Below are 20,496 nucleotides of genomic sequence, written 5' to 3'. Positions count from 1 at the left end.
GGGCGGTCAGTGGTCACGTTCCTCGGCCTTCTCGGATGGCTAGGCTCTCCACCGTAGCAACAACACTCGCCCACTCGTCTAGATACCTAAAGGAGTACTCGTGACCTCACTCCCGACCAGTCTGCTCGGCGACCTGGACCCCACGAGCGATCGTGCGGTGTTCCGGCAGATCGCCGACCAGCTGCGCGAGGCCATCGACCGTGGGCGATTCAAGGAGGGTGAAAAGCTCCCCTCGGAAGCTGAGCTCGTCGAGCACTACGGAGTGTCCCGGATGACCGTCCGGAACTCCTTCTCCATCCTCCAGGGCGAGGGGCTCGTCCATGCGGAGCACGGGAAAGGTGTCTTCGTGCGACCACGGCCACCCGTGCGGCGGCTCGCCTCCGACCGGTTCGCTCGGCGCCACCGCGAACAGGGGAAGTCCGCGTTCATCGTCGAGGCCGATGCTGCTGGCAGTCATCCGCAGGTGGACAGCCTGGAGGTGAAGGAGGAGAAGGCCAGTCAGGACATCTCCACGCGGCTCGGCTCCGTGCGGCGTGTGCTCGCCCGCCGGCGCCGGTATCTGCTCGACGGTCGTCCGGTCGAGTTCGCCACCTCGTATCTCCCGCTCGACATCGCCCGGGACACCCCGATTGCCGAGCCCAATCCCGGTCCCGGCGGCATCTACGCCCGTCTTGAGGAACTGGGTCACCGCCTCGACCACTTTGAGGAAGAGATTCGGGCCCGGATGCCCTCGCCGTCAGAGGTCAAGACGCTCCGGCTGGCTTCCGGCGTGCCCGTGATCCACCTGATCCGCACCGCGTACGACACCGAGGGGCGGGCCGTGGAGGTCTGTGACACGGTCATGGCGGCTGATGCGTACGTCCTGTCGTACCAGCTTCCGGCGACGTGATCGGCGTGAACGGGTGATCCGCGGTGGTGCGCGGGGCCGCTTCCCGGAACTCGTACACGCCAACAGGCATACTCGTATAGACGAGTGGGCAAGTTGTGTGGCAGGGTGGTCGTCGTTCCCGGAGATCGGGTTCGAAGGCCGCACCTTGTATAGACGAGTAGATAGGAAGAACTCTTGCGCACCATCCGTGTGGAGACCTCGGCCGCGACGATCCTGCTGACCGAGGCGCCCGAGCCCAAGGTCCGCGACCGGCAGACCGGCGAGATCGCCAAGGACATCAACAGCGGCGAGGCCCTGATGACGATCGGCGTCGTCTACATCGAGGAAGGGGAGTCCTCCCTCATCAAGGTCACGGTTCCGGAGAGCGGGGTCTCGGAGGGGCTCGCGCTCGGCGCTCCGGTTTCGCTGCCGGGGCTCGTGGCCCGGCCGTGGGAGAGCGTGTTCAACGGGCAGCAGCGGCACGGCATCGCCTACCGCTCCGCCGCCGTCACTCCGGCCGCGTTCCCGGCCGCCATGGGGGCCACGGCCTGATGACCGACCTGGCAACGCTTCTGGAGGTGGGTGGTCCTGTCGCCGCGCTCGGCGTCGGGGCTGCCTACACCCGGGCCAAGCACCCCGGCGTCTACTGGTCCACGGTCGGTCTCCCGATATCCACGGCCCGGCTGCTCAGCTCCTACAGCTCCGTCATGGAGGCGTGCGGCCTGACCGTGGCTCCCTCCCGGCTGCGGGTCCTGGCGGTCAAGGCCACCACCCGACGTGAGATCCGCCCCGTACCGCCGCGTCGGGGCATCATCCGGCCCACTTCGACCGGGTTACGGCTTCGTCTGCGGCTCGCCCCCGGGCAGGAACCCGCCGACGTCGCCGCCTCGGCCGAACGGCTGCGACACGCCTGGGGCGTCCACGCCGTGTACGTCACGACCGTCAAGCCCGGCGTGGTCGAACTGCGGCTCGTCGGCTTCGACGTCCTGCGGCGGGTCCGGATGCCGCGCAAGGTCGATGGCGGGTTCCTCAAGGCGCCCGTGGCCCTGCGGGAGGATGCCACCCCGTTCGTACGGGACTACCGGACCGTTCCTCATCAACTGACCCTCGGCGCAACCTTGTCCGGCAAGTCCATGTACCTGCGGCATCTCGTCGCCGGACTCGCCCCGCAACCCGTCACCCTGGTCGGCATCGACTGCAAGCGCGGTGTGGAGCTGGCGCCGTTCGCCGCCCGGCTCTCGGCACTGGCCACCGACCCCGAGCAAGCCGCCGAACTGCTGCCGGTGCTCGTCAAGGAAATGGAGGACCGATACGACCTGATCAAGGCCCGGCAGGGGATCGCGCCAGACGCCCCCGACGAAGAGATCACCTCGGACATCTGGGGCCTGCCCGAGCACGAACGCCCCATACCCATCGTGCTGTTCGTCGACGAGGTGGCCGAACTCTTCCTCGTCGCCACCCGCAAGGATGAGGACCGGCGGGATGAGATGGTCACCCAGCTCATCCGCCTCGCCCAGCTCGGCCGCGCCGCCGGTATCTATCTGGAGGTCTGCGGGCAGCGGTTCGGCGCAGAGCTGGGCAAGGGAGCGACCATGCTCCGTGCCCAGTTGACCGGCCGTGTCTGCCACCGCGTCAACGACGAAGCCTCCGCCAAGATGGCGCTCGGCGACATCGCCCCCGAAGCCGTCTCCGCCGCGTGCGCCATCGCTCCCGAACGCCCCGGCCTGGCCGTGGCCGGTGACACCTCCGGCGGCTGGTCCCGCATCCGCACCCCGTACCTCTCCCTCGGTGACGCCGCCGAGATCTGCCGCGAGTCGGCCCACCTGGTGCCCGACCTACCCGCGCTCAAGCGCTTCCGGCCCGACGTGCCCGTACGGCCCGTCGAGACGGCGACGGCCCCGGTACTCCAGCCGCGCCCCGTCACCGACTGACACTCGCCCACTCCCCACCCCGGTCGGCGTGACCGCCTCGCGCCAACTCCCTACCCATCCCATGCCTGAATCCCGAAGGAGCCGCAGCATGCGCGCCCAACTGGCCCGTATCGACGCGGTACTCGTCCAAGCGCTCATCGCCGCAGCGCTGTCTTTCGCCCACCTCCATGACGTCGCCTCGGCGGCCGGTCAGGACGGGTGGAAGGCCTGGGCGTATCCCGTCTCCGTCGACCTGCTGCTCGTCGCCGCCTGGCGCCGACTGCGGACCGGCGACGCGAAAGCGGCTGGGTGGTGCTGGTTCGTCATCGCACTCACGGCGTCCCTCGGGGCGAACGTCGCCACCGCCGGACTCCTCGACCTAGAGCAGGTGCCGGCATGGCTGCGCATCCTCGTCGCGGGCTGGCCCGCGGTCGCCTTCCTCGGTGGAACACTCCTCGCCCACTCGGCCCCGGCCTCACACGAGGACACCGAGGAGCAGGACGACCAGGGGGACGCGCCTGATCCCGCCCCGGAGCTCCCTGCACAACCGGCTCCCGGGCTGACCCCGGCTCCGCCTGCCGTAGCCGTCCCGGCCGCCTTGGTCGAACACGCCCGCAAGGTCGCCGCCGAGCACCGAACCCGTACCGGATCGGCCATCGACACCTCGACCCTCCGCGCCCGGCTCGGCGTCCCTGCACTTATGGCCGAAGCCATCGCCGCCCACCTCTGAAGGAGACCCACGTGACCCCTGACCGGCGCTTCCGTGACGTCACCCGCATCGGCCCTGTCCAGGTCGGCACCGCCTACGACAACCGGGGACGGGAGAAGCACACCGCCGCCTGCACCGCCCCGCGCTGCGGCTTCTCCGCCGACTACGACAGCCGCGCCGCAGCCGAACTCGCCGCCCGCACCCACCGCTGCCCCGTCCGCTGAAAGGACCCGCACCCCGTGACCGTCAGCCTCCCGCTCGTCGTCGTCCTCGGCTTCATCGCTTGGGGAGCGGTCAAGTTCCTCGGCGTCCGTACCTGGATCGTCGTCGTGATCGCCCTGTTCGGCTTCCTGCTCTCGCACACCTTCATGGCCCCCGCCATCGACTCCGGCACGCGTTCCGGCGTGGGCATTGTCAACGGCTCACATGACTAGACGAGTAGATGAGGAGAGCTTCACTGTGTTCCTGCCCAAGTACCCCGACAACCCGACCCCGCCGCCCGCACACAGCCACACCCCGGCCGATCCCGCACCCGTACGACGCACGCTCCCGCAGATCTCCATCAGCCCCGGAGCAGTCGCGGCCGTCCTCGTCGGCGGCGTCGTCCTGACCGCGCTCCTGGCCGCCGTCGCCGTCACGGCCATCTCGGTCGCCGTCGCCGCCGTGGTCCTGCGCTCGATGCTCCGCGACCACCACCGGCGCTGAACGGCGCCTGATGCCCCGGGGCGGTTCGACACGGCCAAGCATCCACCGCCCCGGGGCTCATCCCTCCTGACCAGCGCAGCATGCCAGCCAGAAGGAGAACGCCATCTTCACCCGCCCCACCCCGCCCCCACTGCCCGAACTCGCCAAGCTGGCCCAGCACGGCACCCTGCCCGGTATCCTCCGCCAGCTCTCCGGACTCGGCGGCTGCACCAACCCGATCCGTCTCGACGGCCACCGCACCGAATACGACGTCGACACCCGCACCGGAGAGATCGGCAACGTCCTCCACCGCCTCGACTCCGCCAGCCTCCCGGCCGGTCACCTCCTGGTCCGCTGCAACAACCGCCGCACGACCCGCTGCCCGGCCTGCGCCGAGGTCTACCGTCGCGACACCTTCCACCTGATCACCTCCGGCCTGCGGGGCGGCAAGGGCGTCCCGGAACGCGTCGCCTCACACCCCCGCGTCTTCGCCACCTTCACCGCGCCAAGCTTCGGGCCCGTCCACAACCGCCCTTCCGGATCGGCCGGTTCAGTCCGTCGCTGCCGCTGCGGTGTCCTTCACGACCAGGACGACGCCGAGCTCGGCACCCCGCTCAACCCGGACACCTACGACTACGAGGCCGCCGTCCTCTGGAACGCCCACGCTGGTCCGCTCTGGCGCCGCTTCTCTACCTACCTGCGCAGGGAGGTCGCCAAGCGGGCCGGACTCTCACAGCGCACCTTCCGCAAGCACGCCCGGGTGTCCTTCGCCAAGGTCGCCGAGTACCAGAAGCGCGGCGCCGTCCACTTCCACGCCGTCATCCGCATCGACGGCCCCGAAGGCGGCGACACCCCGCCCCCGGCCTGGGCCACCGCCGAACTGCTCACGGACGCCATCGGTGTCGCCGCTGCCCACGTCCGCGTGGACGGCCCGGCCATCGACGGACGCGCCCACACCTTCACCTTCGGCCGACAGCTCGACGTCCGCACCATCCGATCCGCCGACTTCGACGGTGACCAGGAGCTGACCGAACGGGCCGTTGCCTCCTACATCGCCAAGTACGCCACCAAGGGCGCCGAGACAGCCGCGGGAGCTCTCGATCGCCGCCTCAAGTTCCTCGCCGAACTCGCCCAGCTCGACATCACCGACCATGCACGCCGACTGATCCGCGCTGCCTGGACCCTCGGCGCACGCAAGGACCTGGAAGACCTCCGGCTCCGTGCCTGGGCCCACATGCTCGGCTTCCGCGGCCACTTCTCCACCAAATCCCGCCGCTACTCCACCACCCTCGGCGCTCTGCGCACCGCTCGCGCCGAATGGCGCCGCGCCCAAGCCACAGCAGCGACCAAGGCCGAGCCCGACACGACGTACGTCCTCGCCCACTGGGCCTTCGCCGGAACCGGCCTCTCCTCCACCGAAGCCTGGCTCGCCGCATCCCTCGAACCCGCTCCCGGAACGGAAGGAGACCCCACCCGTGGCTGACCGCTACCTCACCGTGGCGCAGGTCGCTGAATTCCTCGGGACCACGGAACGCTTTCCGCGTCGGCTGATCGCCGAACGGCGCATCACGTTCGTCAAGGTCGGCCGGCACGTACGGATCCCAGAAAGTGCGTTGGGCGCGTTCATAGACGCTCACACCATTCAGCCGATCCGTCACCGCGGTGCCACGCTGCGGAGGGCTGCCTGATGGCCAACAAGAAGGGCAACCGCAGAAACTTCGGGTCCGTCCGTCAGCTCACCTCCGGCCGATGGCAGGTCCGCTACCGGGACCCTGAGACCGGCCTCCTTCGTCCGGCTGAGAAGACGTACGAGACCAAGACAGATGCGCAGGTCGCGCTCACGCACATCGAGGCGGACATCACGCGCGGTCAGTGGGCGGACCCGGACGCCGGAGCGGTGAACTTCGCCGACTACGCCACGGCATGGCTGCGGGATCGCAAGCTGGCCGACCGGACCCGTGAGCGGAACGAGTCGGTGGTGCGGCTGCACATCATCCCCACTTTCGGCGCGGGCTCCATCGCCGACGTCACGACCGCCCGGGTACGGAGCTGGCGCGGCAAGCTGCTCGCGGGGGGAGTGGGGGAGCCCACGGTGGTCAAGGCGTACCAACTGCTGCGGGCCCTGATGAATACGGCGGTGGACGACGAGATGATTCGGCGCAACCCGTGCCGGATCAAAGGCGCGGACAGCTATGACGTGCCTGAGCGGCCCGTGTTGTCGGTGACGGAAGTCTTCGGGGTGGCTGATGCCATCGCGCCTCGCTACCGGCTGCTCGTCCTCCTGGCGGCGTTCACGACGCTCCGCTTCGGCGAGTTGGCTGCGCTGCGTCGCAGGGACATCGACCTGGCCGGCCGCCTGGTCGTGGTCCGCCGGGCGCAAGCCGAGTTGCAGGACGGGCGGCTCTTCGACAAGGCGCCCAAGTCGGCTGCGGGGGTGCGCACGGTCTCCTTCCCCGGTGAGCTGGTCGATGCGATCACGCTTCACCTAGAGCACTACGCCGCTGCTGGACAGGACGGTCACGTGTTCGTCGGGCCGCAGGGTGGGCAGCTTCGGCGGAGCAACTTCCGGGACGACTGGGTCAAGGCGCGGAAGGATGCGGGCGTCACGGCCGACCTGCACTTTCACGACCTGAGGCATACGGGCAACACGCTGGCTTCCACGGCCGGGGCCAGTACCCGGGAGCTGATGACGTGGATGGGCCACAGCAGCTCGCGGGCCGCGCTGATCTATCAGCACATGACCAGTGACCGTGATCGGGCCATTGCCGACCGCCTTGGCGCGATGATCCGCGACGGCGGGGGAGACCCCTCGGGGAGCGGCGACAAGGGCTCCGCACGGACGTAGTGGCACGCGTGTGGCACGGCGCCTGAAACGGCGAAGGGCCAGCCTGGGAGGAAACCCTCCTGAGCTGGCCCTTCTCCTGTGCCCCCGGCAGGATTCGAACCTGCGACACCCGCTTTAGGAGAGCGGTGCTCTATCCCCTGAGCTACGAAGGCGGGGGGATCTCGGTGAGACCCGGCGACTAGCGTAGCGGATTCGGTGGGGTGGGGATTCTGGCGTTCGGTCAGTGGGTGGTTCGGGTTTCCAGGCCGTCCAGGACGCGGTCGAGGCCGTACTGGAAGTTCTCGTCGCGGGCGGTGCGGGGATCCTTGCCGCGTTGTTCGGCGTAGCCCTCGCGGAGGTGGGGGTAGGACTCGACGGCCTGTTCGGCGGTGGGCCAGAGGCTTTCCACGTACTGCTGTTCGGTGTGGCCGCTGCGGGCGAGGACGTTGAGGTAGGCGGCCTCGCTGGTGGCCATGCCGGTGACGTAGGCGACGAGGGTCGAGGCGGCCTGGTCGGCCTCGGTGGTGGGCACGCCCGCGCGGGTGAAGAGGGCGAGCAGGAACTCGGCCAGGCGCATCGCGTTCGGGCCGAGGTACGACATGCCCATCTCGCCGAGGACCGAGGCGATCCACGGGTGGCGCAGCATCGTCGCGCGCAGGCTCCGGGCGCAGTGGGTCGCGTCCGTGCGCCAGGTCGCGGGGTCGGTGGACCGGGGGATCTCGATTTCGCCGTAGATCTCGTCGATGGCCAGCTCGATGAGCTCGTCCTTGTTGGCCACGTGCCGGTAGAGCGAGGTGGCTCCGGCGCCGAGGCGGGTGCCGAGTTTGCGCATGCTCAGGGCGTCGATGCCGTCGGAGTCGAGCAGGCGTAGCGCCTCGGCCACGATCTGGTCCCGGCTCAGCGCCGGCTGTTCGCGACCGGCCCGGGGGCGGGTCCACACCGACGGGACGGGCGTCGGCGGCCCGGCTTCTGCCTGCTCCTGGGGGGACATGCGGCTTCCTCTCTCCCGGTCCGGCCACCGTAGCGCACAGCATGCGCAGGGTGCGTACGGGTGGCCATGGATTCGTACGGCGTTCTCTCTTGCGTACAGTGTGCGCAACACCGTACGGTGTTCCACAGAGCGCACGGTGTGTGCGACTCAACCCGCCGTTCGAGAGGTAGTGAGATGGACCGTCATCCGCGTCGCTGGCTCATCCTGATCGTGTTGTGCCTCAGCACCCTGGTGCTGGTCGTCGACAACATGGTTCTCACCGTGGCGATCCCGACGATCGCCGAGGACCTGAAGGCCAGCGCCCAGGACCTCCAGTGGATCCTCGACTCGTACATGCTGGTCTTCGCCGGGCTGCTGCTGACCGCGGGCAGCCTCTCCGACAAGTTCGGGCGGCGGAAGGTGATGGTCATCGGGCTCGCGCTCTTCGGGGCGGCCTCGGTGGTGGCCATGGAGGCCGCCACGCCCGGGGCGCTGATCCTGGGGCGGGTGCTGATGGGTGTCGGGGGTGCGCTGATCATGCCCAGCACGCTGTCGATCCTGATCACCGTCTTCGACGACGCCGAGCGGCCCAAGGCCATCGCCGCCTGGAGCGCGGTCGCCATGGTCGGGCTCGTCGGTGGTCCGGTCGTCGGCGGCGCGCTGCTGGCCCACTTCTGGTGGGGGGTCGTCTTCCTCCTCAACATCCCCATCGCCGGTCTCGCGATCATCGCCGCGCTGGTCCTCATGCCCGAGTCCAAGGGGCCCTGGCGCAGGGCCGACCCCATCGGCATGCTGCTGTCGATGGTCGGCATGACCGCGCTCATCTGGACGATCATCGAGTTCCCCAAGGGCGGGCTGGGTCAGCAGGGCACGCAGCTCTCGCTCGGCGTCGCCGTGCTCGGGCTGGTCGGGTTCGGGGTGTGGGAGAGCCGCTGCTCCTCGCCGATGATCCCGGTCTCGCTCTACCGCAACCGTGTCTTCACCGGCGCCAGCTTCTCCCTCGTGCTGCTGACTCTGGCCCAGGGCGGCCTGATGCTGGTGCTGACCCAGTACCTGCAGTTCGTCCTCGGCTACTCCGCCACCCAGACCGGTCTCGCCTTCGCCCCGCTGGCCCTCGCGACCCTCGCCTTCAACAGTGTCGGCGCCGCTCTGCTGCCGAAGACCGGCAATCGCGCCATGGTGGTCTTCGGACTCCTCGTCATCGCCTCCGGGTTCGGGCTGCTGTCCACGCTGAACGCGGAGAGCGGGTGGGGAGTGCTCGCCGGTGCCATGTGCCTCATGGGCGCCGGCGGCGGGCTGACGATGCCCGCGGCGATGGCGGCCATGATGGGGGCGATCCCGGACGAGCACGCCGGTGTGGGCTCCGCGCTCAACGACACCGTCCAGCAGGCCGGCGCCGCGCTCGGTGTCGCCGTCCTCGGCGCGGTCCTCTCCAGCACCTTCACCGGCCACATGCCCGCCACCGCCCCGGCCGCCGCCCGCCACTCGATCGGCGACGCCCTCGCCGTCGCCGCCCGCACCGGCGACACGTCCCTGCTCGCCTCCGCCCACGACGCCTTCACCAGCGCGATGTCGGCGAGCTTCCTGGCGGGCGGGGCGGGAGTCCTGGTCGCGGCCGTCCTCGCCGTCTTCCTGATGCGCGACGGCAGGCCCGCCGGAGCCTCGGCCTCGGACCAGGGTGTGACCGAGGTCGCGTCGCGGGAGGGTGCGGCGGACGAGGGTGTGCTGGGCCAGGGGGTGCCGGAGGTCGTGCCGGCCGGGGGCGTGGAGGTCAGCCACTGACGTCCAGGGGCGGCCAGGGGGGCACCCCCCCCACACCTGCTCCGCCCGTGTCCGGACCACGTTGCCGTGGCCCGGACACGGGCGTTCACGTGCTCAAACGGTCGTCAGAAGGGGTATGCGCCGACGCGTCACGTCCGCGGTACCCGGCGGAACCGTCCCGCCACCCACAGGTCCTCCTGGATCCGTCCCACCGTGGCCCGCAACTCCGGCAGCACCTCGGCGACGCACTCCTCGGGCGTACGGCGGCTGCTGTGCATCGCGACATTGACGGCGGCCACGACCCGCCCACCGCGCTCGCGCACCGGCACCGCGACCGAGCGCAGCCCCACCTCCAACTCCTCGTCGACCAGGGCGTATCCCTCTTCCCGTACGCGGTCCAGGACGGCTTTCAGCTGATCGGGGTCCGTGATCGTGCGGGGGGTCAACGGGAGCAGTTCGGTGAGCGGGGGCTCGGGCAGGTCCGCCAGCATCGCCCGGCCCAGCGCGGTGGGGTACGCGGGCAGACGGGTGCCGACGGTGATGTGGACGCTCATGACGCGGCTGGTGGAGACGCGGCCCGTGTACCGGATCTCGTCGCCGGTCAGGACCGCCAGCGACACCGAGTCGTGCAGCCGCTGCGAGAGCTCGGTGAGGTGCGGGGCGGCGATCTCGGCGAGCGAGGTCCGTGACAGGGGAGGGAAGCCGAGGCCCAGCACGCGGGGGGTGAGGCGGAAGACCCGGTCGTGCGCGGTGACGTATCCGAGGTGTTCCAGGGTGATCAGGGCGCGGCGGGCGGTCGCCCGGGCGAGTCCGGTGGCCTGGGCGACCTCGGTGAGGTTCAGTTCGGCGCGGCCCTCGCCGAAGGCGGTGATGACGGTGAGGCCCCGGGCCAGCGACTCGATGAACTCCCGGCCCAGTTCCTGTTTGGAGGCGCCGGTCCAGACGGCGAGGCCGGAGGGGGCGGTGGTGGTGCGCGGCGTGGCGGATTCGGCGTGCTGTGCCTCGCGCAGTTCCCGTTCCATCGCGGCGACGGCGTCCCGTAGCCGGGGCAGCAGGGTGTCGCGCAGATCGGCCGCGGTGTGCCGGCTGGTGTGGCTGACCACGCTCACCACACAGGCGATGCGGCCCGACTCCCGTACGGGCATGGAGAGGGCGACCAGGCCCGGTTCGATCAACTGGTCGTCCAGCGCCCAGCCGGCCTCCCGCGCCTCGGCCGTACGCTGCTCGAAGTCGTCGCCGAGGGTGGGAAGTCGACGTGTGCTTCGGCCGGCGCCCGGCTCCTGCGGCCTGTCCGCCGCGAGGCTTCTGCCGACGGTGAGGTCCTTGGCGACGGTCAGGTCCTTGGCATCGGTGAGGTCTTTGCCGTTTTTGCGGTTCGTGCGGTTCGCGCCGGTCCTGTCCTTCTCGTCGTTTCGGTCGTCCTCGCCGTACTCGATCGGCCGGCTCCGCGCCGGGACCGCCGGAAACCCCCGGTCCTCCGGGTCGGCCGCGCGCCGCTCGCGCCACCGTGCCCATTCCCGATCGCCCCACTCGGTGGCGAACAGCGGGCCGGGCGCGGTGCGTTCGGCGGGCAGCAGGTCGCCGATGCGGAAGCTCAGCGACATGGCGCGGCGCCGGGTCGCCTGGTGGATGAAGCGGATGCCGTCCTGGTCGCCGACCGCGAGTGAGACGGACTCGTCGAGCTCGTCGGCGAGCGCGTCGGCGTGTGCGTCGAGGAGGCGGGGCAGGCGCAGGGCGGCCAGGTAGGCGTTGCCGAGTTCCATCAGACGGGGGGCCAGGACGGCGTCGCGGCCGTCGAGGCGTACGTACCCCCGGCGCGCCAGGGTCGCGGTGATCCGGTCGACGGTGGAGCGCGCGAGCCCGGTGGACCGCTCCAGACCGCTGAGGCTGGACACTCCGTCGGCGTCGGTGAGCCGCCGCAGTACGGCGATACCGCGGATGAGGGGGGTGACGGCCTCGGCGGGCACCGCGGCCTCGGCGCCTGCGGCGGTGCTGGTGCCGGTCCCGGGGGCCGGTGCGACGTTCGATGGCATGGGCTCTCCGATGCGGATCTCTGAAGAGACGCAGTCGCGGATCTCCGAAGAGACTCAGAACAGACACCGTAGCCCTTGCACGGCCAGGTCAGCAGGTCGGAGGCCGGGAGGGGCGGGGGAGCGGCCGGTCAGCGGCGGGTGACGGACACCCGGTAGTCACCGTTCGGATCCGACGCCGTGACCGCGATCGTGATGCCGGTCTTGGGGTCCTTGAAGGACTCGCCGGGGGTGAAGGGGGCGTCGGAGAGTTCCGCGTGGACGTTGGGGCTGCGGGTGCAGCCGCCGCTGTGGCGCTTGGAGTCGTAGACGGTGATGGGGCCGTTTCCGGTGTCCACGCCCGCGTCGACCTTGTAAATGAGGATGCCGGGGCGGCAGACGGCGGAGTCGTTGCCGTCGTGGGTGCGCAGTTCGAAGGCGTACCCCGTCTTGGTGCTGGTGGGTACGAAGACCAGCTTCTCGCCGCCGGGCCGGGACAGCGGGGTGAGGGTGTACTCCGTCGTCCCGGGCGACGCCGCGCATTTGACCTGCGACTCGTCGAGCCAGCCCAGCTTCCACTTGTGCCAGCCGAGGAGGTCGTTGTCGGCGCCCCAGTCCTCGCTCATGATGTCCCAGTGGCCGACCGCGCCTCCGCCCTCCGGGGTGTAGAGGTCGGGCAGGCCGAAGGTGTGGCCGTTCTCGTGGGGGAGTACCCGGTAGCCGGTCTCGGCGTAGGAGCCGGAGCCGTCGTCCTGGCGGCTGTAGACGAAGGACGCGTTGGAGACGGGGACGCCGTCGGCTATGGGTGCCTCGGTGTTGCCGGCGAAGGTGACGGACAGGACGGTGTCCAGGGCGGAGGGCCCGGCGTTCGGCGTCACCAGCACGTTCAGGAGGTCGTACGAGCGGAAGTCCACCTCGGGGTCGGCCGTGGCCACTATGTCCTGGACCAGATCACGGTAGCCGGGGTCGAAGGGGGCGCCGCGTTCTATGCCGTACGCCTTGAAGGGCTTGGGCATGCGGAGCCAGTGGGGGATGGGGGTCTCGGGGCGGTAGTCGAGGCGGCCGTAGGAACTGGTGCGAAACCAGTTCTGGGTCTGCGGGAAGAACTCGGCGAGCCGGTCGAGTGCGCTGCCCGGGCCGGGCGCGTCGGAGAAGTCGACCATCAGGGTGAGGGCTCGGACGGTGCCGGTGGAGCGGGCGTATCCGGGTTGGGTCGGTATGCCCTCGCCCATCTGTACGCCCATCGCGCCGGTGATCATGCAGGGGCCGAGCGCCGTGGAGCGGGCCAGCGCGATGGAGCCCGCCGTCGTGGAGCCCGCCGGGAGGTGACCGGTGCCGGCGGAGGTGCTGACCGTCAGCGTCAGCAGGGTCACTGTGGCGAGGGCGGTCACGCGGCGCGAGCGTATCCGGCGGGTGGTGGGCTGCATCGTCTGCATGCAGGGGCCCTTCGCTCACGGCAGCCACCCGGTCACCGGCTGCACCCTGTGCGATCACCCTGTGACGGGCGATGCGGGGGCGCGCGCTGGAAGAGCCCGAACGTGGGTTTCTTGCCGGGGGAGGGGTGACAGGAGCCGCGTCAGAGGTTTGACCACGGGCCGGGGCGGTGTGGATGTGGGGGCGTGGGGGTGGGGCGGACGTGCGGGCGGGCGTGCGGGTGTGGGGTGGGGTGGGGTGGACGTGCCGGCGGGAGTGGGGCGGGCGTGGGCTGCGACGGGTGCTGATCCGCGGGCCGTGTCGGGTGCGCGGCCGGCCCGCGGTGGGCCGGGCTGGGCCGCGCTGCGCTGCGCTGCGCTGCGCTGCGCCGGGCTGGGCGCGTGGCCGCCGGCCGCGCGGGATGCCGGTCGCGAGCCGCTTCGGATGCTTGGCCGTGCGCTGCGCAGGATGCTCTGCCGGAGGCGCGCCGGATGCTAGGTCGCGCGCCGCGCAGGATGCTGCGCTCGGAGTCTGGCCGGATGCTCGGTGCGGCGTCACGCCGGACGCCGCGCCACGCATCGCGCCGGACGTCGGGCCGGAGCTATGCCGGACGTCGGGCTGGAGTCATGTCGGACGTCGGGCCGGAGTCATGTCGGACGTCGAGCCGGAGTCATGCCGGACATCGAGCCGGAGTCATGCTGGACGTCGGGCTGGGGCTGGAGTCATGCTGGACGTCGGGCCGGAGTCATGTCGGACGTCGGGCCGGAGTCATGTCGGACGTCGGGCTGGAGTCATGTCGGACGTCGGGCCGGAGTCATGTCGGACATCGAGCCGGAGTCATGCTGGACGTCGGGCTGGGGCTGGAGTCATGCCGGACGTCGGGCCGCCCGCCAAGCAAGACGCCGGGTCACCCGCCGCGCAGGGACCCGAACACCGGGCCACCCACCGCACCGGACGCCGGGCCGCGCCCCACCACCCCCAACGCCAGCCCTCCCCCACCCCCAACGCCAGCCTTCCCCCACCCCCGACCCCGCCCCCCACCATCCAGTGATGCAGGTCACATTAGATCTCTGGGAATGCGGGAAATAACCGGGGACCGTTTCCCCGTTTAGCCATGTGTCCGAGTGAAACGGGGACGGATTCCCCGGATCGCGCCACAGTCTTCCTACCTACGTCTGAGGAGTACGCCGTGGAGACCGCCACCCCCGTGAAGCGTCGCGTGCCCCGGCCCCGCGCCGATGCCCTGCGCAACCGGGAGCGGATCGTCGCCGCCGCGCGTGAGATGTTCGTCGAGTTCGGCTCCGACGTGCCGTTCGACGAGATCGCCCGCCGCGCCGGTGTCGGCAACGCCACGGTGTACCGCAACTTCCCGGACCGCGACGCGCTTGCGCGGGAGGTCGTCTGCTCGGTCATGGACCGCACGTCGGAGTGGATCGAGTCGGCTCTCGTGGAGGGCGGCGACGCCTTCCAGGCGCTGAGCGACTTCGTGCACTTCGCGGCGGACGAGCGGATCGGCGCCCTGTGCCCCATGCTCTCCGAAGCCTTCGACCAGCACCACCCGGATCTGTTCGCCGCACGCGAGCGGACCACGGAGATGGTCGACGCGCTGATGAAGCGCGCCCGCGAGGCCGGACAGTTGCGTCCCGACGTCGAGTCAGGTGACCTCCTGGTCGCCGTCAGCCAGCTCACCCGGCCGCTGCCCGGCACCGCGTGCGAGGGCATCGACCGTTTCGTGCACCGTCATCTGCAGCTGTTCCTGGACGGTCTGCGGGCACCGGCCCGCTCCGTACTGCCCGGAGTGGCGGCCACCGTGGAGGATCTGCGAACAGCCTGACCAGCCAGCAGCCACCCTGACCGATGAGATCGGCGCACAGCGCCAGTCCTTAGTCCGACAAGCTTCCGGAGGCTTGCGGCCGTCGACGAAGACGAGCCGCCGGCTCCCGTGACCTTCCCTCACCTTTTTCACTGCGAAGTACCGGAGTGGGTATCCCCATGTCTGAAACAGGCACCTCAGCCTCGGCAAAGTCGGCGGCCGAACTCGCCGACGCACACAGCAACCGCTGGAAAGCGCTCGCGTTCATCGCGCTCGCCCAGCTGATGGTCGTCCTCGACGCGACCATCGTGAACATCGCGCTGCCCTCCGCCCAGCAGGACCTGGGGATATCGGACGGCAACCGTCAGTGGGTCATCACGGCCTACGCCCTCGCCTTCGGCGGTCTGCTGCTCTTCGGTGGCCGTATCGCCGACCTGTGGGGCCGCAAGCGCACCTTCGTCACCGGTCTGATCGGCTTCGCGGGCGCCTCCGCCCTCGGCGGCGCCGCGCAGAGCTCGGCGATGCTGCTCGGCTCCCGCGCCCTGCAGGGCGCGTTCGGCGCACTGCTCGCGCCCGCCGCGCTCTCGCTGCTCGCGGTGATGTTCACCGACGCCAAGGAGCGCGCCAAGGCGTTCGGCATCTACGGTGCGATCGCCGGTGGCGGTGGCGCCGTCGGCCTGATCCTCGGCGGCTTCCTCACCGAGTACCTGAACTGGCGCTGGACGTTCTTCGTGAACATCCCGTTCGCGATGATCGCCGCCCTGGGCGCGTACTTCGTCATCCGTGAGCCGGCCGGTGGCCGCAACCGCTCGCCGCTCGACATCCCCGGCGTCGTCCTCTCCACCCTGGGCCTGGTCTCCCTGGTCTACGGCTTCACCCGTGCCGAGTCCAACGGCTGGAGCGACTCCACCACCATCGGTCTGTTCGTCGCCTCGGCGGTGCTGCTCGCGGCCTTCGTCTTCACCGAGTCCAAGGTCAAGGCCCCGCTGCTGCCCCTGCGCGTCATCACCGAGCGCAACCGCGGCGGTGTCTACCTCTCGCTCGGCCTCGCGATCATCGCGATGTTCGGCCTGTTCCTCTTCCTGACCTACTACCTGCAGATCGTGAAGGGCTACTCGCCGGTCAAGACCGGCTTCGCCTTCCTGCCGATGATCGCGGGCATGATCACGGGCTCCACCCAGATCGGCGCCCGTCTGATGACCCGCGTCCCGCCGCGGCTGCTGATGGCACCGGGCTTCGCCCTGGCCGCCGTGGGCATGCTGCTGCTGACCCAGATGGAGATCAACTCCTCCTACGCGGGTCTGCTGCTCCCGGCCCAGCTGCTGCTCGGCCTCGGTATGGGTACGGCGTTCATGCCCGCCATGTCCCTGGCCACGTACGGTGTCCAGCCGAAGGACGCCGGTGTCGCCTCCGCGATGGTCAACACCTCGCAGCAGGTGGGCGGCGCGATCGGTACGGCCCTGCTGAACACGATCGCCGCCTCGGCGACCACCTCGTACATCAAGGACCACATCGCCGGTGCCACCTCCAAGCCGCAGCAGCAGCTCGTCCAGCTGCAGGCCATGGTGAACGGCTACACCAACGCCATCTGGTTCGCCGTCGGCATCCTGGTGGTCGCGGCCACGATCGCCGCGACCCTCGTCAACACCGGCCGCCCGGACATGTCCGCGGCCTCCGGCGCGGGCGACGGTGCCGAGGACGAGGTCAAGGTGCCGGTGATCGCCCACTGATCACCCGTACCGCCCGTACCGCCGCTGGTACCTCCGGTGCTTCAGGTGCTTCGAGTGCGGGCGCGGGGTGGGGACGCCTCGCCCGTACGATTCCCAGGGTCCGCCCCGGTTCCGAGTTCATCGGGACCGGGGCGGACCCGCGTCCACCCCCGGGTCAACCCGTCAACCCGTCGGCCTGTCAGTCCGTCAGCCCGTCAACCGGATCAACGCAGCCAAGGGCAGGTCCGCTCAACGTAGCCAAAGCAGGTCCGCTCAACGCAGCCAAGGCAGGTCCGCGCCCGCGTCCTTCGGCTGCAGCCCCTCGGCGATGATCCGCATGGCCTCGCCGAGGGCTTTGTGCTGTTCGGGCGTGAGCCGGTCGAAGAAGGCCTGCCGTACGGCGTCGACATGGCCCGGCGCGGCCTTGCTCAGCACCTCGTCACCGGCGTCGGTGAGGACGGCGAACTGGCCCCGCTTGTCGGAGGGACAGTCCTCGCGGCGCACCCACCCGTTCTTCTCCAGGCGGGCGATGGCGTGCGAGAGGCGCGAGCGGGTGATCTTCGCGTTCATGGCCAGCTCGGTCATGCGCAGCCTTTTGCGCGGCGCCTCGACGAGCTGGACGAGCAGACCGTAGTAGACGTGCGGCATGCCCGCGTCGCGCTGCAGCTGACGGTCGAGATGGTCCTCGAGGAGGGTGGCGGCGTTCATGTACGCACGCCAGGTGCGCTGTTCCTCGTCGGTGAGCCAACGCGGCTCTTCAGCGGATGCGGGTGCCGTAGTCATGTACCCCACTGTACGAGCCCCTTCTTGAATATTAAACAAATCGGGAGTATCGTTCTGCATGGAAGCTTGAGACTTCAAATAACTTCCCCATCGGTCTTCCGATGGACCCCCCGGAGGGAGCAGCTGCCATGTCTGTCGCCACGTCTGCCGTCACCGAAGGGCGTGCCCCGCAGAAGCGCATGCCCGCCCTCTACCTCAGTCATGGCGCTCCGCCGCTCGCCGACGACCCGGTCTGGCCCGGAGAGCTGGCCGCCTGGTCCGCCGAACTGCCCCGTCCCAAGGCGATCCTGATGGTCTCCGCCCACTGGGAGGAGGCCCCGCTGGCCCTCGGCGCGGTCCAGACCGTACCGCTCGTCTACGACTTCTGGGGCTTCCCCGAGCACTACTACCAGGTCCGGTACGAGGCTCCCGGCGCCCCCCAACTCGCCGAGTCCGTAAGGAAGCTGCTGCGCGCCCCGGGCATTCCCGTCCAGGACATCCCCGACCGCGGCCTCGACCACGGCGCCTACGTCCCCTTGGTCGAGATGTTCCCCGACGCCGACATCCCTGTCCTGCAGATCTCCATGCCGACCCTCGATCCGGTGAAGCTGATGGAGATCGGACGCAAGCTGGCGCCGCTGCGCGACGAGGGTGTCCTGATCGTGGGCTCAGGCTTTTTCACCCACAACCTGGCCGCGCTGCGCCAGGGCGGCGTCCCCTCCTGGTCGGTCGAGTTCGACGACTGGGGCCACCGCGCTCTGGACGCCCGTGACTGGGACGCCCTGCTCGACTTCGGTCACAAGTCCCCGGCCGGCCTGCTCGCCCACCCCCGTACCGAGCACTTCGCCCCGCTCTTCGTGACGATGGGCGCGGCGGACGCCACGGGCGAGCTGGACGAGCAGCGTTCGGTGATCGACGGGTTCTGGATGGGGCTGGCCAAGCGGTCGGTGCAGTTCGGCTGATCTAGAGGTCCTTCTCGTACCAGGCGACATCCCAGTACCGGCCGAACTTCCGGCCCACCTCCCGGTACGTACCGACATGCCGGAACCCGAAGCGTTCGTGCAGCCGCACGGACGCTTCGTTGGGCTGGGCGATGCCCGCGTAGGCGCGGTGCACGTCCTCGTCGGTGAGCGCCTCGAAGAGGGACTTGTAGAGCAGCGTGCCGACGCCCCGGCCGCCCGCGTCGGGGGCGAGGTAGATGCTGACCGCGACGGAGGTGTCGTAGGCGGGCTTGGGGCGGAAGGCGCTGGATGTGGCGTATCCCAGAATTCGCTGTGCGTTCCCGGGAACCCCCTGTGAGTCCGTGTCTGTGGCAACCATCAGGCGGTGCGGGCCGTCTTCAGGATGGGAGAGCAGCCAAGGACGACGTTCTTCCGGGGTGAAGACGGCAGTGTCGAAGGTGATGGGCGTCTCGCGAATGTAGTGGTTGTAGATGGCCGTGAGGGCGTCGAGGTCGGCCTCGACTCCTGGCCTGACCTGCGCCTCTGTACGTTCCGTTGACATCCGACCTCCCGCTGTGGCGGCACAGGGTACTGCACGATCAGAAAAATTGAGGGGCGGGTTGGGAATTCTGTCCGGATTCCAGTCGTTGTTTCCTTCGGATGCCGGGCACTCGGAAGAGTGTCCGAGCCGCCACTAGGACCCGCAAGCCCACCATCGCAAGGGAGCACGCATGGCAACCCGTGCCGTCGCCCGTCGTCAGTCCGCCACCGGCGAGACCGCCGACGCGGCACGCAGTGTTCGCGCCGTAGGCGGCGAAATCGCCGACCGCGACCTGGTCGGCATGTACCTCGACGAGATCGCGCGTACGCCGCTGCTCGACGCCGCCAAGGAAGTCGAGCTGTCCCAGATCATCGAGGCGGGTGTGTTCGCCCGGCAGATCCTCGACGACGAGGTCGATGCCCCCAAGGCGGACGCGACCCGCGAGGAGCTCGAGGCGCTGGTCGCCGAGGGGGAGCGGGCCAAGGATGTCTTCATCCGCTCCAACCTGCGGCTGGTCGTCGCCGTGGCCCGGCGGTATCCCCGTAGCGGCCTGCCCCTGCTCGACCTGATCCAGGAGGGCAACGCGGGCCTGGTGCGCGCGGTCGAGAAGTTCGACTACCGCAAGGGCTTCAAGTTCTCGACGTACGCCACGTGGTGGATCCGTCAGGCCATCACCCGCTCCATCGCCGACCAGTCGCGCACGATCCGCCTCCCCGTGCACCTGGTCGAGGAGCTGGGCCGGATCCGTCGCGTGCAGCGCGAGTTCAACCGCAAGAACGGGCGCGAGCCCGAGCATGCGGAGATCGCCGCCGAGCTGGACTCGACCCCGGAGCGTGTGACGGACGTCCTGGACTGGGCGCGCGACCCGGTCTCGCTGAACATGTCGGTGGACGACGACGGTGACACCCAGTTCGGTGACCTCCTCGAGGACACCTCCGCGGTCTCGCCCGAGCAGTCCGTCCTCACCCTGCTGCGCAGCGAGGAGCTCGACGACCTGATCGGCCGCCTCGACCAGCGCACGGCCTCGATCATCAAGATGCGGTACGGCATCGACGACGGCCGGGAGCGCACGCTCACGGAGGTCGGCAAGGAGCACGGGCTCACCCGAGAGCGCATCCGCCAGATCGAGAAGCACGCGCTGCTGGAGCTGAAGAAGCTGGCCCGCGACACCGGTTTTGACGCGGCGGCTTAAGAATGTCCACGGTTAGTGCGGTTTGCGTGGTTCATGTGGTTGGTGTGCCACGTATGGTTCGTACGGGTTCGACGGATCTGAGGGGATCCGATGGCCCGAGGTCGGCCATAAGTCGACCGGACATGGCCATGTAACGCCGCTTAACTCGCTGGGCTCTGGGCACAAGACTTCAGGGCCCAGGGTTCAGGGTCCCGGGGCGCAGCCCCAAGACCCCCCAGAACCGAGTCCCGACGCACTCCCCCCCCGCGCCGGGACTCTCCAGAGCCGAGCTTCGGCGCCTTCCCCCCCTGGCGCCGGGGCTCGGCTCCTTTTTGCGCAGGGTTCGTTCGGGACTCGCTCCGGGGGAGCGGTGGTTTTCGGGCAGGCCGACGGGCCACCCCGTACCTGAAC

20 protein-coding genes and 1 tRNA gene are annotated in these 20,496 nt (G+C 69.9%); 15 read left to right on the top strand and 6 right to left on the bottom strand.

Features of this window, described 5'->3' with window-relative positions:
• Positions 1 to 100 precede the first annotated feature (100 nt).
• From ACIRA5_RS09630 to ACIRA5_RS09585, 10 genes are all read left to right on the top strand, one after another.
• Positions 101 to 889: a GntR family transcriptional regulator gene (locus ACIRA5_RS09630; RefSeq protein ID WP_010985167.1), complete on the top strand. Its 789-nt coding sequence runs from the start codon at positions 101 to 103 to the stop codon at positions 887 to 889.
• A gap of 174 nt (positions 890 to 1,063) precedes the next feature.
• Positions 1,064 to 1,420: a hypothetical protein gene (locus ACIRA5_RS09625; protein ID WP_010985166.1), complete on the top strand. Its 357-nt coding sequence runs from the start codon at positions 1,064 to 1,066 to the stop codon at positions 1,418 to 1,420.
• On the top strand, positions 1,420 to 2,799 hold the full coding sequence (locus tag ACIRA5_RS09620; RefSeq protein WP_403689089.1) for an FtsK/SpoIIIE domain-containing protein: 1,380 nt from the start codon (positions 1,420 to 1,422) through the stop codon (positions 2,797 to 2,799). The genes ACIRA5_RS09625 and ACIRA5_RS09620 overlap by 1 nt, the downstream gene beginning before the upstream one ends.
• 88 nt (positions 2,800 to 2,887) lie before the next feature.
• A complete protein-coding gene (locus ACIRA5_RS09615; RefSeq protein ID WP_403689086.1) occupies positions 2,888 to 3,508 on the top strand; it encodes a DUF2637 domain-containing protein in 621 nt (206 codons plus the stop codon).
• An 11-nt stretch (positions 3,509 to 3,519) separates the two neighbouring features.
• Positions 3,520 to 3,711, top strand: coding sequence for a mobile element transfer protein (locus ACIRA5_RS09610; RefSeq protein WP_060900673.1), 192 nt, complete (start codon positions 3,520 to 3,522; stop codon positions 3,709 to 3,711).
• Positions 3,712 to 3,726: 15 nt separating this feature from the next.
• Positions 3,727 to 3,921, top strand: coding sequence for a hypothetical protein (locus ACIRA5_RS09605; protein ID WP_010985162.1), 195 nt, complete (start codon positions 3,727 to 3,729; stop codon positions 3,919 to 3,921).
• A 25-nt stretch (positions 3,922 to 3,946) separates the two neighbouring features.
• Positions 3,947 to 4,192 carry a SpdD protein gene (locus ACIRA5_RS09600; RefSeq protein WP_403689083.1) on the top strand — a complete coding sequence of 82 codons (246 nt, stop codon included), beginning with the start codon at positions 3,947 to 3,949 and terminating at the stop codon, positions 4,190 to 4,192.
• Between the two features lie 166 nt (positions 4,193 to 4,358).
• A complete protein-coding gene (locus ACIRA5_RS09595) occupies positions 4,359 to 5,654 on the top strand; it encodes a replication initiator (RefSeq protein WP_403689746.1) in 1,296 nt (431 codons plus the stop codon).
• Positions 5,647 to 5,859: an excisionase family DNA-binding protein gene (locus ACIRA5_RS09590; protein WP_054233105.1), complete on the top strand. Its 213-nt coding sequence runs from the start codon at positions 5,647 to 5,649 to the stop codon at positions 5,857 to 5,859. Before ACIRA5_RS09595 ends, ACIRA5_RS09590 begins: the two co-directional genes overlap by 8 nt.
• Positions 5,859 to 7,016 (top strand): tyrosine-type recombinase/integrase, encoded by a 1,158-nt coding sequence (locus ACIRA5_RS09585; protein WP_403689080.1) that lies wholly within the window; start codon positions 5,859 to 5,861, stop codon positions 7,014 to 7,016. Before ACIRA5_RS09590 ends, ACIRA5_RS09585 begins: the two co-directional genes overlap by 1 nt.
• Before the next feature lie 79 nt (positions 7,017 to 7,095).
• Here ACIRA5_RS09585 and ACIRA5_RS09580 read toward each other — a convergent pair.
• Together ACIRA5_RS09580 and ACIRA5_RS09575 are read right to left on the bottom strand one after the other, a co-directional pair.
• Positions 7,096 to 7,168 (bottom strand) — tRNA-Arg (locus ACIRA5_RS09580).
• Between the two features lie 68 nt (positions 7,169 to 7,236).
• The gene (locus tag ACIRA5_RS09575) at positions 7,237 to 7,986 is read right to left on the bottom strand and encodes a TetR/AcrR family transcriptional regulator (RefSeq protein ID WP_403689077.1); all 750 of its coding nucleotides are present in this window, start codon (positions 7,984 to 7,986) and stop codon (positions 7,237 to 7,239) included.
• Between the two features lie 174 nt (positions 7,987 to 8,160).
• On the opposite strand from ACIRA5_RS09575, the gene ACIRA5_RS09570 reads away from it, so the two are divergent.
• Positions 8,161 to 9,747, top strand: coding sequence for an MFS transporter (locus ACIRA5_RS09570; protein ID WP_403689074.1), 1,587 nt, complete (start codon positions 8,161 to 8,163; stop codon positions 9,745 to 9,747).
• A gap of 128 nt (positions 9,748 to 9,875) precedes the next feature.
• On the opposite strand, the gene ACIRA5_RS09565 is transcribed toward ACIRA5_RS09570, so the two are convergent.
• Positions 9,876 to 11,759 carry an IclR family transcriptional regulator C-terminal domain-containing protein gene (locus ACIRA5_RS09565; protein WP_403689071.1) on the bottom strand — a complete coding sequence of 628 codons (1,884 nt, stop codon included), beginning with the start codon at positions 11,757 to 11,759 and terminating at the stop codon, positions 9,876 to 9,878.
• A gap of 128 nt (positions 11,760 to 11,887) precedes the next feature.
• Positions 11,888 to 13,162, bottom strand: coding sequence for a M6 family metalloprotease domain-containing protein (locus ACIRA5_RS09560; RefSeq protein ID WP_403689744.1), 1,275 nt, complete (start codon positions 13,160 to 13,162; stop codon positions 11,888 to 11,890).
• 1,175 nt (positions 13,163 to 14,337) lie between these two features.
• On the opposite strand from ACIRA5_RS09560, the gene ACIRA5_RS09555 reads away from it, so the two are divergent.
• Positions 14,338 to 14,982: a TetR/AcrR family transcriptional regulator gene (locus ACIRA5_RS09555; protein WP_403689068.1), complete on the top strand. Its 645-nt coding sequence runs from the start codon at positions 14,338 to 14,340 to the stop codon at positions 14,980 to 14,982.
• Positions 14,983 to 15,140: 158 nt separating this feature from the next.
• Positions 15,141 to 16,691 (top strand): MFS transporter, encoded by a 1,551-nt coding sequence (locus ACIRA5_RS09550; protein ID WP_403689067.1) that lies wholly within the window; start codon positions 15,141 to 15,143, stop codon positions 16,689 to 16,691.
• Positions 16,692 to 16,943: 252 nt separating this feature from the next.
• Here ACIRA5_RS09550 and ACIRA5_RS09545 read toward each other — a convergent pair whose 3' ends face one another.
• Complete coding sequence (locus ACIRA5_RS09545) at positions 16,944 to 17,453, bottom strand: MarR family winged helix-turn-helix transcriptional regulator (protein WP_403689066.1); 510 nt, start codon at positions 17,451 to 17,453, stop codon at positions 16,944 to 16,946.
• A gap of 128 nt (positions 17,454 to 17,581) precedes the next feature.
• Here ACIRA5_RS09545 and ACIRA5_RS09540 point away from each other — a divergent pair, with 128 nt between their 5' ends.
• Complete coding sequence (locus ACIRA5_RS09540) at positions 17,582 to 18,394, top strand: dioxygenase (RefSeq protein WP_403689063.1); 813 nt, start codon at positions 17,582 to 17,584, stop codon at positions 18,392 to 18,394.
• A 1-nt stretch (position 18,395) separates the two neighbouring features.
• On the opposite strand, the gene ACIRA5_RS09535 is transcribed toward ACIRA5_RS09540, so the two are convergent.
• Positions 18,396 to 18,935 carry a GNAT family N-acetyltransferase gene (locus ACIRA5_RS09535; protein WP_403689061.1) on the bottom strand — a complete coding sequence of 180 codons (540 nt, stop codon included), beginning with the start codon at positions 18,933 to 18,935 and terminating at the stop codon, positions 18,396 to 18,398.
• Between the two features lie 169 nt (positions 18,936 to 19,104).
• On the opposite strand from ACIRA5_RS09535, the gene ACIRA5_RS09530 reads away from it, so the two are divergent.
• Positions 19,105 to 20,106 carry an RNA polymerase sigma factor RpoD/SigA gene (locus tag ACIRA5_RS09530; RefSeq protein ID WP_075027220.1) on the top strand — a complete coding sequence of 334 codons (1,002 nt, stop codon included), beginning with the start codon at positions 19,105 to 19,107 and terminating at the stop codon, positions 20,104 to 20,106.
• The last annotated feature ends 390 nt before the right edge of the window (positions 20,107 to 20,496 follow it).

Source organism: Streptomyces sp. NPDC096311, from assembly GCF_044763085.1.
In the GTDB taxonomy this organism is placed as follows: domain Bacteria; phylum Actinomycetota; class Actinomycetes; order Streptomycetales; family Streptomycetaceae; genus Streptomyces.
The sequence above is the reverse complement of the archived record's forward strand: the minus strand, read 5'-3'. Positions and strand labels throughout refer to the sequence as shown.